Below are 15,984 nucleotides of genomic sequence, written 5' to 3' on the forward strand. Positions count from 1 at the left end.
CTAGGATACCCGTGCCGATTCATGCGCCGCAATGACCGACACCAGCGTCTCAATCAGCGGAGACGAGGCATTGAGCATGGGGATTCGCTCCAGCTGCATCCCCTTGGTTTCGGCAAGCTCTTTGAGTTCGATATCGATATCGAACAGCGTTTCGACATGGTCGCAGAGAAATCCGATGGGCGCCACCAGCACATACCGCTGTCCTTCGCGATGCAGGTCTTCAATCGCCGATTCGACCGTGGGGCCCAGCCAGGCTTCGCCGGAACGCCCCTGGCTTTGATAGGCAAACCTGGTAGGCTGACTCCCCAACAGCGCCGTCACCGCCTCGACCGTGCCGCGCACTTCCTGAGGATAGGGGTCGCCCATCTGCACAATCCGCTCCGGCAGACTATGCGCCGTAAACAAGACCGGCACGCTCCCGCGCACGTCGGCGGGAAATTTTTCGAGCCCCTGGCGAATATTCTCCACGATGGCGGCGATCAGCAGCGGATGCCGGTTCCAACTCCCGACATAACTCACGGGACAGGCGCTCTGTAAGCTTGCTTGCGCCTCTTCCACCTTTTTCCGATAGGCGCCGGTGCTCAGCGACGACTGCTGCGGCGCCATGCAAAAGCCGATAACGCGCTCCGGCTGCGCCTGCAGCAACTCCGCGTACGTTTCCTTGATAAAGGGATGCCAGTGCCGCAGGCCCATATAGACCCGATAGCGGCCTTGGCCGGCTTGATTCAGCCGCTGCTCCAGCCTCGCCGCCACCTCCCGGGTGATGCCGACCGCCGGGGACTTGCCGCCCGTGGCGCGATAGCGCGCGCGAATTTCTTCGACGAGTTCAGGAGGGGTTGGACGCCCGCCGCGCACGTCCAGCAAAAATGGTTCGACATTGTCGAGGCAATCCGGCCCGCCCATGGCCATAAGGAGGACGGCGGTGACGCTCTGAGATTCTGGCATACCAATCCTTAGACTAGAGGCACGCGGCGAACGGCTAGGGGGCAGGGGGGCCGCTCCAGCGTTCACCCTCTCGCCACGTGCCTATCGTTGGCTGAGCTTGTGAACCATGTCGATGGTGGCGGCAACATGATCGAGCGGGGTGCCCGGCAGAATGCCGTGCCCCAAGTTGAAGATGTGTCCCGGCCGGTTCCCGGCCCGCCGCAAAATATCCTCCACCCGCCGCTCGATTTCAGACAGCGGCGCGAAGAGCACGAGCGGATCCAAATTGCCTTGCACGGCGCGGTCATGACCGACCATGGCCCAGCCTTCATCCAAATGCACCCGCCAATCGAGACCGATGACATCCCCGCCAGCCTCGCGCATCTGCCGGAGAATGGCGGTCGTCCCGGTGCCGAAATGAATCAGCGGCACGCCTTCGTGCTTCAGCCCGTCGAAAATGAGCTGCACGTGGGGTTTCACATACTCGGCATAATCGCCGGCGGACAGGCAGCCGACCCAGCTATCGAACAATTGCACGGCCTGCGCCCCCGCCTTGATCTGCCGGCGCAAATAGCCGGTGATCACGCGGGCGAACTTGTCCATCAGCTTGTGCCACGCCGCCGGATCTCCATACATCATCTGCTTCGCATGCTGATAGTTCCGGGAGCTCCCGCCTTCGATGGCATAACTCGCCAGCGTAAACGGCGCGCCGGCAAATCCGATGAGCGGCACGCGGCCATTCAGCATGCGGCGCGTCTGCCTGATGGCTTCACAGACATAGTCCAGCTCGTCGCCCTCGACGACCTTGAGGCGGTCCACGGCGGCGCGGTCACGCACCGGGTTATGGATGACCGGGCCTTCGCCTTCGGCAAACTCCAGACTCAATCCCATGGGCTCCAACGGCAGAAGAATATCGGCGAAAATGATGGCCGCATCGAGCGGGAAGCGGTCGATCGGCTGCATCGTGACTTGCGCGGCCAATTCCGGCGTCTTGCACAGCTCGAGAATCGAATGCTTGGCCCGCAAGGCACGGTATTCCGACATGTACCGGCCAGCCTGGCGCATGAACCAGACCGGCGTGCAATCCACCGGTTCGCGCCGGCACGCTTTGAGAAATCGATCATTCATAGTGCGCGCATTCTAAGGAGGCCACCGCGGAGCTGTCAAATGCGCGGCTCGCCGCAGGGGCGGCATCCGCGAGGCCGGAAAAGTCCCGCAAAAGGTGGACAGGCCGGACGGTTCCCGTACAATACAAGAGCCTCTCAAAAAAGCGCGCGGCCGCTGTTTCACTTTTCCCATCAGGCATGTATAATACGGCCTCACTATCACGCTGGATCCTCGATGAACGAGAGCCGGAGTCCAGCAACTGCGGCCTGCCTGACGCTGATTTTCCCTAGTGCCGCGATCGTGCCTAGCTCAATCGGGAGACCGGCCTACTCTTCTTTCCTGGGAGCCCCTGCCGTGTCGATCCCTGACCTGGAGGTAACGGAATGTCCGACGTGCGCCCCCTGCCATTGACCCGCATGCAGGAAGTCCGGATTACGATTCTGCGCTGGTTTGATTCCTGGGCCGGGCTTGATCAGATGAAGGTCGAAGGCCCGCCGAAGATGGACTGGATCCGCGCCATTCCTCTCATCGCCGTCCATCTGATGTGCCTTGGGGCCATCTGGGTGGGATGGAGCTGGACCGCCGTCGGTGTCGCGATCGCCTTTTACTACGCGCGCATGTTCGCCATCACCGGCTGGTATCACCGCTATTTCTCCCATCGCACGTTCAAGACCTCCCGCGCAGTTCAATTTGCCTTTGCCGTGCTGGGCAGCTCCTGCGCCCAACGCGGGCCGATCTGGTGGGCCGGTCATCACCGCCACCATCACATTGCCTCCGATACGCCGGACGATGTGCATTCGCCACGACAAGGCGGGTTCCTCTGGTCGCATATCGGATGGTTTACCTCCCAGACTCACTTTGCGCCGCGGCTCAAGAGCATTCAAGACTTCGCCAAATATCCGGAGCTGTGCTTTCTCGACCGGTTCGATACCCTCGTCCCCACCATCGCCGGATTCGGCATGTTCGGGCTGGGAAAGCTCCTGGAGGCCTATGCGCCGGAACTGGGCACCAATGGTCCGCAGATGCTGATCTGGGGATTCTTCATTTCCACCGTCGCCTTGCTTCACGGCACCTGCACCATCAATTCCCTGTCGCATGTCTACGGCTCACAGCGCTACGTCACCGGCGACGACAGCCGCAACAATTTCATCCTCGCGCTCATCACCATGGGCGAAGGCTGGCACAACAACCACCACTACTATCCCGCTTCAACCAGGCAGGGATTCTACTGGTGGGAAGTGGACATGTCGTATTACTGCTTGAAGCTGATGGAGAAGGTCGGACTCGTCTGGGACATTCGTGACGTGCCGGATTACGTGCGGGACGGCAAGACCAAAGCGGAAGCCATCGCCGTCTAACGGCTGGCGATTCTGATCGAGCCCAGGATGCTCAAAATGGCCACGGTTCTCACCCTCCCAACCCCGGCGCGCCGAAGCGCGCCGTTCCGCGGGCAAGGCCGCAGCTCGGGACTCCCCCTCGTTTCACCTTTCACGCCTCACGTTTCACGATTCCTGAGAACGCCGCTGGCGGACTTTTTTCAGCACCCTGCTACACCCACTCAGAGTCTTCGCGTGCAGGTTTCGCCGTCACCTGCCCCGCTAACGAGGCTCGGATCCGCTGACTCTGGCGGTCCAATTCGGCCAGCCGCTCTCCCGTGACAATCCACGCATCCGCCGGATCGAGCTCGATGCGATAGTGATTCTTTCTGACAGAAAACCACTCGATGTAGGGGTGCGGTGTCAGATTGGGATGGGGATCGAACGACATTAGATTCACATCCCCCAGCTGCGGATTTTCCATATCGCCGATCACCTGCCCGGCCAGATCCTCATCCTCGAAACGGCTGTTGCGAAACTGAATGAGCGTGCCGGCAATCTCGCCCTTGAAGTTTCCGCGCAGGTACACATCGACCGGCCCAATGGCGGCAAACGTGATCGTTCCCACCACCGTGCCCTCCACCCGATTGTCCAAGAACCCTTCCTGTACCCAACGCCCATTGCCAAACTTTTGCGCCATGTGACTCGCCTCCACATTATGATGAAGCGGCTGAAACCTGCACTGCCCGCTCCGGTTCGTTCCGGCTTGACTCCAACGACCCGACGATGACGCCGGTTAAAATCAGCCCGCTTCCGACCCACCCCTGCCAGTCCAGCGATTCACCGAGAAAATACCACGACAGCCAGGCGGCATAGGCCGGCTCCAGGGCAAAGAGCAACGCGACTTGTTGCGCGGGGATCAACTGCTGCGCCCACATCTGTATGGCGAATGCGAGGGTTGCCAGGCCGCCCGTGACCGCGAGCCCGATGAAAAGCACCATCGTCGGGGCAAAGGCGCTGACCGGAGGCTGCTCCCACACCGTCGCCAACAGCATCAGCCCCGACATGGCAACCAGCTGCCACACGAACAACGAGGTGGCATCCACCTCGCGGGTAAACCGTTCAAGACAGGCAATATGCGCGGCAAAGGCCAGCGCGCACCCGAGCGTCAGCATATCGCCAAGATTCAAGACCGCCGTCGGCCGCACCAAACACCACAGCCCTGCCGTCGCAATCGCGGTGGCCAGCCAGGAACGCATCCCGAACCGGCGCAGAATCAACGGCACAAACACTACATATAAAGTCGTGATAAACGCGGAGTTCGAGGCGCTCGTGTAGCGCAATCCCACCGTCTGGAGCACATACCCGAGAAACAACCAGCCGGTCGCAATCGCACTAGCCCGCAGCACCGCCCGGTCGCATGACAGACGCCGGGCCATCAGCAGCACACAGATCCCTACCAATGCCGCGCCTAAGAGAAAGCGTAGAAACAAGAAGGAGAGCGGAGGGATTTGCTCAAGCACCGCCTTGGTGGCAGGAAACGTCGCACCCCAGATGAGGGTGGTAAGCAACAGCGCAAGTCGTGGCATAGAATGGAGGATGCGTAACCGGTGAAGAGTGTTCAGCGCTGTGCAGGGGAACTGGATCCCGAAGGACCGTCACATATCCCGCCCACTCGTTACGCGTCACCCATCACTTATCACAAATTAGGGCTTGCACAACGTGCAGCGGCGCTGGAAGGTCGTCCCGGCCTGTTCCATCGCCCTGAGCGCGCGCTCCTTATCGGGATAATCGAACCATCCTCCCTCCCAGAAATCACTGTGAGAGACGTTCGAGGGCACTTCCGAGCAGCGATCCTTGTGCAGCGTCACCCGGTCGATGGATCGGGCGATATGAACCCAGTACGTCATGAAAGCCAATCAGAGAGTAAGAGGTGTGAGGATGGGGCAGGCCGTAACGGCGATCACCCGGCTGCGCCCCATCCCGTGACTGATGGCGCGGAGGTTAGGGAACGAGCTGCCATTCGTCCTTTTCGATGAACACCTTGACGCCGGTCTCCAGCTTCTTTACATCGTCCTTGTCGAAGAGCCGCATGTATCGCTCGATCCGATCCTCGTCATCGATCCGCTCTTCCTGCATGACCCCGTTGTTGCCTTTGTACTTCCGAATCAACACTGACATCGACAGCCTCCTCTGATTCACACTGGCGGTTCAACTATATGGTTATGCTACAATAAGGCAAAGTTTATCGGCCGGTCAAGAGCGCGTTCGGCACACACGTTGGCCGTCGCGCCGGACAGACCGGCTGTTTGAATGGGAAGAGAAAGGGGCTGCGGCCATGCCTGTGTACGAATACCGTTGCGGAAAATGCGAGAAATCGTTCGAAGCCACCCAGTCCCTCCATGCGCGGGCGGAAGATACCGAATGTCCGTTCTGCCATGCCCAAGAAGCCACGCGGCTGCTCTCCGCCTTTGCCTCGACGATCAAAGGAGACCATAAACCGGGCTTTGCCGAACTCAAAGCCAAGTCCATGATCAACGAACGCATGGATAAGTTCGCCAAACTCCCTCCGCTCAACGCCAAACGCAACGTGCCCCAGCCCAACACCTCCTCCGACTCAAACCCCATCACTGGCGCTGGCCCAGACGCTGGAATGTAACCGATGCGCCCAGACTCGCTGTCCCCGCTTTTCTGGAACCCGCTCAGAAGAAAGGATGTGGCATGATCGCCAGACTGCTGCTCGCATGTGGAATCGTCCTCATGGGCGTGGTGGCCGCCCCCCCGTCGCCACAGGCGGAGGTGTCAGGCAGTCTCGTCATCGCCGGAAACGGCCCGGAGCTCACGACCCTGGAAGCCCTGGCGCACGCCTTTGAAAAAGCCAATCCCCGCGCCTATATCGATCTGCTGTGGGAGGATCATTCCAAACCGCTCGATCTTGTCAAATCCGGCCAAGCCCAAATCGCTATCACTGGCGCGGAAGATCCCGCCTTGACCGCCACCCAGATCGGCTGGGACGGCATCGGCATCCTGGTACACTTGTCCAACTTCACGAAAGAACTGACCAAACAGCAGGTGGCGGACATTTTCTCGGGCACCGTCAAAGAATGGTCGGATCTCGGCGGCCCGGACACCAAAATCCTCCTCATCACTCGCCCTCGCAACCAAAACATCCGAGAGGCGTTTGAAGCGCAGCTCGGCATCGCCGGAAAAATTCCCGACTCCGCCAAACTCATTGGCGGGGACGAAAAGGTCGTCAAAACCGTGGTGGGCACATTGCCGCCCCTCTCCGCCGTCGCCTATATTTCCATGAGCACCGGCTTGTCCGTCGTGTCCACCGGCGTCGCTGTCCGCCTGCTGCCGGTGGATAAAGTCGAGCCCCAGGCGCCGACCGTCAGAGACGGGCGGTATCCGCTCCGCCGGCCCATTCTGATGCTCTCGAAAAAAGAACCAAATCCGCTGATCGACGCCTTTGCCCAGTTCGCCCTGTCGCCCCCCGGACAAGCCATCATCGCTGAAACCTATATTCCCATGCCCGGTCAGTAGCCCCTTATCGAAGGAGGTCATCATGCGTGCCGTTCGGTCATTCGCTCTTCTCGCTTCACTCCTCGCGTTCCCTCTCATGGCCATCACCGTACAGGCCGAAGAGTCTGTCGGCGCCATCGTGGAAGGGGCCGGCTTCACCCTCTATGACATGGAGTCGATCAAAGGATCGGGCTCCGCCAAAGTTGAGCAAGATCCCGTCTGTGACCGGAGCAAACGGCCCAAGATCTTCAAGGTCGAACCGGATGAAGCCAAGCCCGGCCAAAAAGTTACGATCAAAGGCGAGAATTTCGGAGCCAAAGAATGCTTCCACGGGGTGGCCTTCAGCGCGGCGGGGCCGGCCAAAATCGAGTACACCTTCGTCAACGACACAACGATTGAGGCCACGGTCCCCGATGTGAAAGCAGGCATGTCGTTCATCGACGTCGTCGCCGGCGGCGGCAACGCCCGCTCAAAGGGATTTCTCGTCCAAGCCAAGTAGCGAAAATCTACCGGTCTCCATGCCGAGGAGCAGCCTTGCGCCACTCCTCGGCCCTCCACCAGTCAACCCCTTTTCAGGCCGCCAATCCCTCGACAGGACTTTTGAGTCTATGCTAGGTTACGCGCTCCCTTGCGCCGGATTGACCCTGTGCGAGGTTGGTTGTGGCCCAGGCCAGCACACTCATGTTTAAGAAAATTCTCATTGCCAATCGCGGCGAAATCGCCATGCGCATCATCCGCGCCTGCCGCGAGCTGGATATTGCGACCGCCGCGATCTATTCCGAGGCCGACTCGACCGGTATTTATGTGAAAAAGGCCGACGAGGCCTATCTGGTCGGCCCCGGCCCGGTCAAAGGCTTCCTCGACAAGCAACAGATCGTCGATCTGGCCCTCCGAATCGGCGCAGACGCCATTCACCCCGGTTACGGATTTCTGTCCGAAAACGCCGAGTTCGCCAAACTGTGCCATGAATCCGGGATCACCTTCATCGGCCCGTCGCCCGAGGCGATCAACGCCATGGGCAGCAAGATCAAGGCACGTGATCTGGCCAAATCCATCAATGTCCCGGTCGTGCCCGGCACCGAAGGCGGCGTCACGGATGTGAAGGAGGCCTTGGCCTTTGCCAAGGAGGCCGGCTATCCCGTGATGATCAAGGCCAGCGCCGGCGGCGGCGGGCGCGGGTTGCGCGTCGTGCGCACGGATGCCGAACTGCGCGAAAACATGGAAGTGGCCTCCCGCGAAGCCCTCGCCGCCTTCGGCGACGGCGCCGTGTTCCTGGAAAAGTGCGTCGAACGGCCCCATCATATCGAGTTCCAAATCCTCGCCGACAAGCATGGCAATACGATCCACCTGGGCGAGCGGGACTGCTCGATCCAACGCCGCCATCAAAAGCTGATCGAAATCGCGCCCTCGCTGATCCTGACCCCGCGCCTGCGGGCAGAAATGGGCGAGGCCGCCATCAAGATCGCCAAGGCGGTGTCCTACGACAATGCCGGCACTGTCGAGTTCCTGCTGGATCAGGATGGCCGCTACTACTTCATGGAGATGAATCCGCGCATTCAGGTGGAACATACGGTGACCGAGCAGATCACCGCCATCGACATCGTGCGCAACCAAATTTCCATCGCCGCCGGCAAACCGCTGGACATTCAACAGTCGGACGTCACCCTGCAGGGCCATGCCATCCAATGCCGGATCAATGCCGAAGATCCGCGCAATAACTTCCGGCCTTGCACGGGCACGATCACGGCCTACCTCTCACCGGGCGGCATCGGCGTCCGCATCGACGGCGCGGTCTACAAAGACTATACGGTCTCCCCCTATTACGATGCTTTGCTAGCCAAACTCACGGTGCGCGGCCGCACCTGGGAAGAAACGGTCAGCCGCATGCGCCGGTCCCTGGGGGAATATGTCTTGCGGGGCGTCAAAACGACGATTCCCTTCATGAGCGCGATCATGCAGGATCCCGACTTCCTGGCCGGACGGTTCGATACCTCCTATTTGGACACGCATCCCGATTTGTACAACTATGACGAGCTCGAACAGCCTGAGGACTTAGTCCTGGCGATTTCCGCGGCCATTGCCGCCTACGAAGGCCTCTAACCAGCCCTCGCGCGATACCCGAACACGATACCGTTAACCCAAGAGCACGCAACGACAATGGCGGCACGACGCACAACCCGATCGAAAAAGACCACGGCCAAGAAACCCGCGCGGGGACCGGTCGTGCGCACTTCGCGCACGAAGGCGGCCAAACCGGCGGAGGTGCAACTCCAGCCCTCGCCCGGCCATAAAGTCCTGATTACCGATGTTGCCTTGCGCGACGGACACCAATCGCTCCTCGCCACGCGCATGCGCACCGAGGACATGCTCCCCATCGCGCAAAAGCTCGACGCCGTCGGCTACTGGTCCCTGGAGGTCTGGGGCGGCGCCACCTTCGATACCTGTTTGCGCTTTCTCAAAGAGGATCCCTGGGAGCGCCTCCGGGCACTCCGGGCCGCGATGCCCAATACCCGGCTCCAGATGTTGCTGCGCGGCCAGAACCTCGTGGGCTACCGGCACTATGCCGACGACGTGCTGGAGCGGTTCATCGAACGCTCCGCCACCAACGGCATCGACGTCTTCCGCATCTTCGACGCCCTGAACGACGTGCGCAACATGGACCGCGCCATTCGCGAGGTCAAAGCCTGCGGCAAACATGTCGAAGCGGCCATCAGTTATACCGTCAGCCCGGTCCACACCATCGACCGGTTTGTCAGCATGGCCAAGCAGCTCGAAGACCTCGGCACCGATACGCTCTGCGTCAAAGACATGGCCGGCCTGCTGGAACCGATGGAGGCCTACCACCTCATCAAGCGCCTCAAAAACGCGGTGAAGGTCCCGATCCACCTGCACTCCCACTACACCTCCGGCATGTCGTCGATGTCGGCGTTGATGGCGATCCTCGGCGGGCTCGATATGCTCGACACCGCCATGTCCCCCCTGGCCGGCGGCACCTCGCATCCGGCGACGGAAACGCTCGTCGCGGCACTGAAAAATACGCCCTACGACACCGGGCTGGACCTGGCCACCTTCCTGCCGATCACCGAACATTTCAGGACCGTGCGCCGGAAGTACCGCCAGTTCGAAAGCGATTTCACCGGCGTGGATGCCGAAATTCTGACCTCGCAGATTCCGGGAGGCATGCTATCGAACCTCGCCGCCCAGCTGACAGAACAAAATGCCCTCGACCGCATGCGGGAAGTGCTCGACGAAGTCCCGCGCGTCCGGAAAGACATGGGCTATCCGCCCCTCGTCACACCCACCAGCCAGATCGTCGGCACCCAGGCCACGCTCAATGTGCTGACCGGCGAGCGCTACAAAGTCATCACGACGGAAACCAAGAACTACTTCCTGGGCCTCTATGGCCGCGCCCCTGGGCAGGTCGATCAGGAAGTCCTCGCCCGGGCGGTCGGCAATGAAGAGCCGATCAAAACCAGGCCGGCCGACCGGCTGGAACCGGAGTTGGACGGCATCAAGAAAGATCTGCCCCCGAATGCCACCACCGTGGAAGACCAGCTCTCCTTTGCGCTCTTCCCCGCCATTGCCCGCGACTTCTTCGAGGCCCGTGAAAAGGGCGATCTCGTGCCGGAAACGCTGGAAACCTCGGCGCCCAAGGGCCCGGCGGTCGCCGGCGAATTGCACCTGGCACCGGTGGAGTTCAACATCACCGTCCACGGCGAATCCTATCACGTGAAACTTTCCGGATCGGGCCGCAAGGTCGATGGCCGGAAACCCTACTACATCCGGGTCAACGACAAGCTGGAAGAAGTGTCGCTCGAACCGATTCAGGAAGTGCTCGCCGGCGTGCCTGAAGCACCGGACACCGGCAGCGGCTCAAAGCCCAAGCGGCCGCGGCCGGCCAAACCCGGCGATGTCGCACCGCCGATGCCGGGCCGCGTGGTGAAAATCCTCGTCGCCAAAGACGACCGGGTGAAGACCGGCGATCCGCTCTTGATCATCGAAGCGATGAAAATGGAAAGCCGGGTCCCGGCGCCGATCGACGGGAAAGTGACGGCCATCCTCGCGGCGGAAGGCGAGAACGTCAAAACCGACGAAACCGTCATCCAGCTGGAATAAGCCGTTCACCACCCACAAAGGCATGGTCCACCGTGCCGCGATTTCGTCAATCCCTCATCGTCGTGGTGCTCTGCATGCTGCTCGGATCCTGCGCCGCACCCGGCTCGCTGCCGCCCTGGTTCGATGCCATCGAACGCCTGCCCCTCAAATCTGTCACGGTCAACGGCCACCGCATCGCCTATCTCGACCACGGCCAAGGCCCGCCGGTCATGCTCATTCACGGCTTCGGCGGATCGATGTGGCAATGGGAATATCAGCAAGCCGCCCTGGCCCGACATTTCCGCGTCATCACGCCCGATCTGCTCGGAGCCGGGCTCTCCGACAAACCGGAGATCGACTACCGGCCTGATCAATTGCTGGAATTTCTCGTGGCGTTCATGGACGCGCTGCAAATCCCGCAAGCCGCCATGGCAGGCAACTCCATGGGCGCCGGACTCGCCATCGGCCTGGCCCTCGACTACCCCACACGCGTTTCCGCCCTCATTCTCATCGACGGACTCCCCGCCCAGGTCATGGATCACCTCGGCAGCCCCACGCTTCGCCGGGCGCTGACGACATCCGCGCCATCCTGGCTGATCTCCTTCGGCAATTGGCTCTTCGGCGGGAGCGTGATTGAATCCACGCTGCGCGAATTCATCCACGATCCGGCCTTGCTGACGCCGGCGGTCATCGACCGGGCCAACCGGAACCGCCAGCGGCCAGGCCTGTTTCGCGCACTCATGACCGTAGGAACCAACTTGCCGCTGTGGGAACGGGACTTCGCCCCGCGCATCGGAACCATCACCCGCCGCACCTTGATCATCTGGGGGGAGGAAGACCGCGTGTTTCCCCTCGCTGCGGGAGAGACCATTCATCAGGCCATTGCCGAATCCGCCTTGATCCGCATTCCCAAGGCCGCGCATATCCCGCAGTGGGAACAGCCGGATCTGGTCAACCGGGCCATCCTGAACTTTCTCGGCCCTTGAGCGGATAGACGGCGGCTGGGTATACTGGTGTTCTCAGCTCTCACGCCCATCACGAGTCAGGAGCAAATCATGCGCGAGACAGCACTAACACTCCGTACGATCACCGCCATCATTTCAATCTTCTTGTTCACCGCCTGCGCCGGCCTGGGCAGCTCAACCGAATCCGAATTCCTCTATAAGAACCTGCCGGTCGCCGATGGCAGCGCCGTCGCGGGCGAAGGCCACTCCGTTCTCTTCAAAGGCAGCCCCCTGGCCTTGTCCGGGTCAGGGATCAAGGTAGGCGACACCCTCCGCGACGTGAAGCTGGCGCAACAGGATCTCTCGCTCATGAACATCGTCCATACCAAAGGCGAAGGGAAGGTGCGGATCATCAGCGTCGTGCCCTCGCTCGACACGAAGGTCTGCGAACAGCAAACCCATCAGCTCAGCGAAAAGAATCATGGCCTGGACAAAATGATCGAGCTCATCACCGTGAGCATCGATACGCCCTTCGCGCAGAAACGCTTCGCGGAAGCAGCCAAGATCCATAACATCACCTTTCTTTCCGACTATCGCGGCGCGGATTTCGGCAAAGCCCATGGTTTATTTTTGAAGGACCCGCACATTCTGGCTCGGGCGATCCTGGTGATAGACAGCCATAACGTCGTCCGCTACCTCCAGATCACGCCGGAACTCGCGCAACTCCCGGATCTCGACGAAGCCTTCAAGTTTGCACGGGCCCTCGTGACGGCCAGTTAGCCGAATGCGGGGCGGCCTCAGGGCCGTCCCGGACGCAATCCTCCGCAAACCTCACCCTTCACGAGGATGCAGCCTGATGGCCCACTACGACATGTTGGTGATCGGCACCGGACCAGCCGGGCAAAAAGCCGCAATCCAGGCAGCGAAGCTTGGCAAGAAGGTCGGAATCATCGAGCGGAAAGAAGTCGTCGGCGGCGTCTGCACCAATACCGGCACCATCCCCAGCAAATCGCTGCGCGAAGCCGTGCTCTATCTCTCGGGATTCCGCCAACGCAGTCTCTATGGCGCGGGCTACCGGCTGAAACGTACGATCACCATCGAAGATCTCGCCATCCGTTCCCAGCACGTTATCAGAAACGAAATCCGGATCGTTCAGAATCAGATGGCCCGCAATGGAGTCGAGATGATCCATGGCACGGCCGGTTTCGTGGATCCGCACCGGCTTCGCATTCAAGCCGGGACCGGAACCGTCGAACATACCGCCGACTTCATTGTCATCGCGGTTGGGACGGAGCCGGCCCGGCCCACACACATTCCTTTCGACGATTCCCGCATCATCGATACCGACGGGCTGCTCACCCTCAACCATGTGCCCTCCTCTCTCGTCATCGTGGGAGGAGGCGTGATCGGGACCGAATACGCCTCCATCCTCGCCACTCTGGGCGTCCCGGTCACTCTCATCGACAAGCGTCCCCGGCTGCTTGAATTTGTGGATGCCGAAATCATCGACGCGCTCCAGCAACAAATGAAAGACATCGGCGTAACCCTCTACCACGACGAAGAGGTGGTCGGAATTCGGAAAGATGCGAACGGAGAGATTACCGTGACCTTGCAAAAGGCCCGTCCCGTGACCACGACGACCTTGATGTATGCCATCGGCCGGGTCGGCGCGAGCCGCGGGCTGAATCTTAAGCGCGCAGGCCTCGCCGCTGACAGCCGAGGGCGGCTGGCTGTGAACGAACATTTTCAAACCTCGGTGCCCCACATCTATGCGGCGGGAGACATCATCGGCTTTCCCGCCCTGGCCTCCACCTCCATGCAGCAGGGACGCCACGCCTCCTGTCATGCCTTTGGCCAGCCGGACCGCACCGACACCGCCCTGCTGCCTTACGGCATTTATGCGATTCCGGAGATTTCCATGGTGGGCCGAAACGAGGAAGAACTCACCGCAGCCAATGTCCCCTTCGCGGTGGGCATCGCGCGCTATCGAGAAATCGCCCGCGGCCAGATCATCGGCGATGAGACAGGCATGTTGAAGCTTCTCTTCCACCGGCAAACCAGGGAAGTCTTGGGCGTCCATGCGATCGGTGAAGGCGCGACGGAATTGATCCACATCGGGCAGGCGGTCATGGCCTATCATGGAAAGATCGACTACTTTGTCGACACCGTCTTCAACTACCCAACGCTCGCGGAATGTTATAAAGTCGCCGCACTGGACGGTATCAACCGGCTGCCCAGGCCTTGGACCCCGCACCCGTGAAGCGTCGTTCTGAAAAGGGGCCGCGCCAACAAGCAATCCCGCTGTGCCCTGATCCTGCGAACGGCGAAGTACGTTTCACGAGATACGAAAGGAGCCCTATGTCGTTTTCCACCCATCTCCGCAAGCTGGCGCAACCGATCTGGGAGGCCCAGCTCACCCACCCCTTCGTCGTCGCCCTCGGCAACGGCACGCTGCCGAACGAGAAATTCACCTACTACATTTTGCAAGACGCCCGGTTTCTCGGCGACCTCGCGCGCGTCTTCGCCGCCGGAGCGCTGAAGGCGCCGGACTCAGACAGCGCGCTCCGCTTTGCCAAGCTGGCGGAAGACACCATTGTGGTCGAACGCAGCCTCCATGAAGGCTACGGCACAAAATGGAACCTGACGGCGAAGCAAATGGCCGCCGTGCCCATGGCTCCGACCAACTACGCCTATACCCGCCACATGCTCAGCGTGGCCCAGAGCGGATCGGCGGCGGAAATCACCGTCGTCGCCCTCCCCTGCGCCTGGATCTACTGCGTCATCGGGGAGCATCTCTTGAAGCACGGCCCGCCCAAGAAGAACCACCCCTATCGGGATTGGCTCATGCTCTACGCCTCGCCGGAGTTCGCCGAGGTCCAGCAATGGATGCGCAAGAAAGTCGATCAATGGGCCAAAACGGCGGGCAAAGACGAGATCCGGCGCATGGAAGAATCATTCATCATCAGCTCACGCTACGAGTGGATGTTCTGGGAGATGGCCTGGAACGAAGAGCCGTGGCCGATATAGCAGCGGCATCCCCTGAACCCCAGTAAGAGGTCTGGACACCCAGCCCAACCTGAGTATAATGGCCCCACGTCTATGAACAAGCTTCCCCTCGTCATATCGGGCCTGCTGTGGTACGCGCTGCTTCCGGGCTTTGGGTTCGCCGCCGGCAATTACGAAGAGAGCCTCAAGCAATTGGCGGAGGGCGTCATGGCCGAAGCCGTCAAGGCGAAAAAAGAGCGGCTGGCCATCGTGGACTTCACCGATGCCAAGGGGACGGTCACGCCAGTGGGGCAGTTTCTGGCGGAAGAACTCAGCACCCAGTTGCTCGTGGCCGGAGAGTTGACGGTCGTAGAACGCCGCCTGGTGAATTCGACGCTGAGGAAACTCCACATCAAAGAGATCGAATCGACACAGCCGAAAGCCGTGAAAGGGGCCGCCAAGGCCATTCGCGCCGATGTCTTTGTGGTGGGGTCCTACCTGGAGTCTCCGGACGGCGTCCTCGTCACCACCAAGCTCATCAGTCCCTTAAATGCGCAGGCAGTCGGCGCGGTACGGAAGAGCATCCCCAAAACAGGCCCGCTGGGCGAGCTACTCAAGGCGGCCAATGCCCCCCCACCGGTGAAGACGGTTCTGCCTCAAGACCTGCCGCCGCCGGAAGGGCTGGGATTTCATCGCAACGACCTCTATGAATTCGTCGTCCGGTCGCTCTCTGTGCAGGAGCAACAGGTCCGCCTCGACGTGACGGTGGAGAACCGCTCGCCGCGCGACTTGAAAATCCTGTGCCTTCTGCAAAATACTGTGCTGCGAGACGAGCACGGAACGCAGTGGATGCAAAAAGTGGAAGACAATCGGGAAGGGCTCTGCACACGAGGAATGGAATTGTCTCCCCGCGAAAAAGACCGGGCGGTCTTCACGTTCACCGCGCCGGCCAATGCCGCGCCGGCCGCGCATTTCACGCTGGCCTATCATGAAAAATCACCCCGGCGGGATGCGGGATTCTTCATTGAAGGCTTGAAGGCCGACACGCCGTCCGCACCGGCGGTATCTGTCACTCCTTAACCATCACGGAA

The 15,984-nt window shown here is 60.8% G+C and carries 17 protein-coding genes; 11 read left to right on the plus strand and 6 right to left on the minus strand.

What is annotated here, in order from left to right:
- A complete protein-coding gene (hemH, locus tag RI101_00445; protein ID MEC4888501.1) occupies window positions 1-945 on the minus strand; it encodes a ferrochelatase in 945 nt (314 codons plus the stop codon).
- Window positions 946-1,026: 81 nt separating this feature from the next.
- Complete coding sequence (hemE, locus tag RI101_00450) at window positions 1,027-2,052, minus strand: uroporphyrinogen decarboxylase (protein ID MEC4888502.1); 1,026 nt, start codon at window positions 2,050-2,052, stop codon at window positions 1,027-1,029.
- 362 nt (window positions 2,053-2,414) lie between these two features.
- Between hemE and RI101_00455 the strand changes: the two genes are divergently transcribed.
- Window positions 2,415-3,389, plus strand: a complete 975-nt coding sequence (locus RI101_00455; protein MEC4888503.1) for an acyl-CoA desaturase — start codon at window positions 2,415-2,417, stop codon at window positions 3,387-3,389.
- A gap of 190 nt (window positions 3,390-3,579) precedes the next feature.
- On the opposite strand, the gene RI101_00460 is transcribed toward RI101_00455, so the two are convergent.
- From RI101_00460 to RI101_00475, 4 genes are all read right to left on the minus strand, one after another.
- Window positions 3,580-4,047 carry a hypothetical protein gene (locus tag RI101_00460; protein ID MEC4888504.1) on the minus strand — a complete coding sequence of 156 codons (468 nt, stop codon included), beginning with the start codon at window positions 4,045-4,047 and terminating at the stop codon, window positions 3,580-3,582.
- 16 nt (window positions 4,048-4,063) lie between these two features.
- Window positions 4,064-4,936 (minus strand): DMT family transporter, encoded by an 873-nt coding sequence (locus tag RI101_00465; GenBank protein MEC4888505.1) that lies wholly within the window; start codon window positions 4,934-4,936, stop codon window positions 4,064-4,066.
- Between the two features lie 117 nt (window positions 4,937-5,053).
- A complete protein-coding gene (locus tag RI101_00470; protein MEC4888506.1) occupies window positions 5,054-5,257 on the minus strand; it encodes a hypothetical protein in 204 nt (67 codons plus the stop codon).
- A gap of 94 nt (window positions 5,258-5,351) precedes the next feature.
- Complete coding sequence (locus tag RI101_00475) at window positions 5,352-5,528, minus strand: hypothetical protein (protein MEC4888507.1); 177 nt, start codon at window positions 5,526-5,528, stop codon at window positions 5,352-5,354.
- 157 nt (window positions 5,529-5,685) lie between these two features.
- Here RI101_00475 and RI101_00480 point away from each other — a divergent pair, with 157 nt between their 5' ends.
- The 10 genes from RI101_00480 (at window position 5,686) to RI101_00525 (ending at window position 15,973) form a co-directional block, all read left to right on the plus strand.
- A complete protein-coding gene (locus RI101_00480) occupies window positions 5,686-6,006 on the plus strand; it encodes a zinc ribbon domain-containing protein (protein MEC4888508.1) in 321 nt (106 codons plus the stop codon).
- Window positions 6,007-6,068: 62 nt separating this feature from the next.
- A complete protein-coding gene (locus RI101_00485) occupies window positions 6,069-6,890 on the plus strand; it encodes a substrate-binding domain-containing protein (protein ID MEC4888509.1) in 822 nt (273 codons plus the stop codon).
- A gap of 22 nt (window positions 6,891-6,912) precedes the next feature.
- Window positions 6,913-7,368, plus strand: coding sequence for an IPT/TIG domain-containing protein (locus RI101_00490; GenBank protein ID MEC4888510.1), 456 nt, complete (start codon window positions 6,913-6,915; stop codon window positions 7,366-7,368).
- Between the two features lie 182 nt (window positions 7,369-7,550).
- Window positions 7,551-8,969 (plus strand): acetyl-CoA carboxylase biotin carboxylase subunit, encoded by a 1,419-nt coding sequence (gene accC / locus RI101_00495; protein MEC4888511.1) that lies wholly within the window; start codon window positions 7,551-7,553, stop codon window positions 8,967-8,969.
- A gap of 57 nt (window positions 8,970-9,026) precedes the next feature.
- Entirely contained in the window at window positions 9,027-10,985 is a 1,959-nt protein-coding gene (gene oadA / locus RI101_00500) for a sodium-extruding oxaloacetate decarboxylase subunit alpha (GenBank protein ID MEC4888512.1), read from the plus strand.
- A 32-nt stretch (window positions 10,986-11,017) separates the two neighbouring features.
- Window positions 11,018-11,950 (plus strand): alpha/beta fold hydrolase, encoded by a 933-nt coding sequence (locus RI101_00505; protein MEC4888513.1) that lies wholly within the window; start codon window positions 11,018-11,020, stop codon window positions 11,948-11,950.
- Window positions 11,951-12,019: 69 nt separating this feature from the next.
- A complete protein-coding gene (tpx, locus tag RI101_00510; GenBank protein ID MEC4888514.1) occupies window positions 12,020-12,688 on the plus strand; it encodes a thiol peroxidase in 669 nt (222 codons plus the stop codon).
- Between the two features lie 76 nt (window positions 12,689-12,764).
- The gene (sthA, locus tag RI101_00515; protein ID MEC4888515.1) at window positions 12,765-14,168 is read left to right on the plus strand and encodes a Si-specific NAD(P)(+) transhydrogenase; all 1,404 of its coding nucleotides are present in this window, start codon (window positions 12,765-12,767) and stop codon (window positions 14,166-14,168) included.
- A 98-nt stretch (window positions 14,169-14,266) separates the two neighbouring features.
- Entirely contained in the window at window positions 14,267-14,935 is a 669-nt protein-coding gene (gene tenA, locus RI101_00520; GenBank protein ID MEC4888516.1) for a thiaminase II, read from the plus strand.
- Between the two features lie 72 nt (window positions 14,936-15,007).
- Window positions 15,008-15,973: a FlgO family outer membrane protein gene (locus tag RI101_00525; GenBank protein ID MEC4888517.1), complete on the plus strand. Its 966-nt coding sequence runs from the start codon at window positions 15,008-15,010 to the stop codon at window positions 15,971-15,973.
- Window positions 15,974-15,984 lie beyond the last annotated feature (11 nt).

It is taken from the genome of Nitrospira sp., from assembly GCA_035968315.1.
Taxonomy (GTDB): Bacteria; Nitrospirota; Nitrospiria; order Nitrospirales; family Nitrospiraceae; genus Nitrospira_D.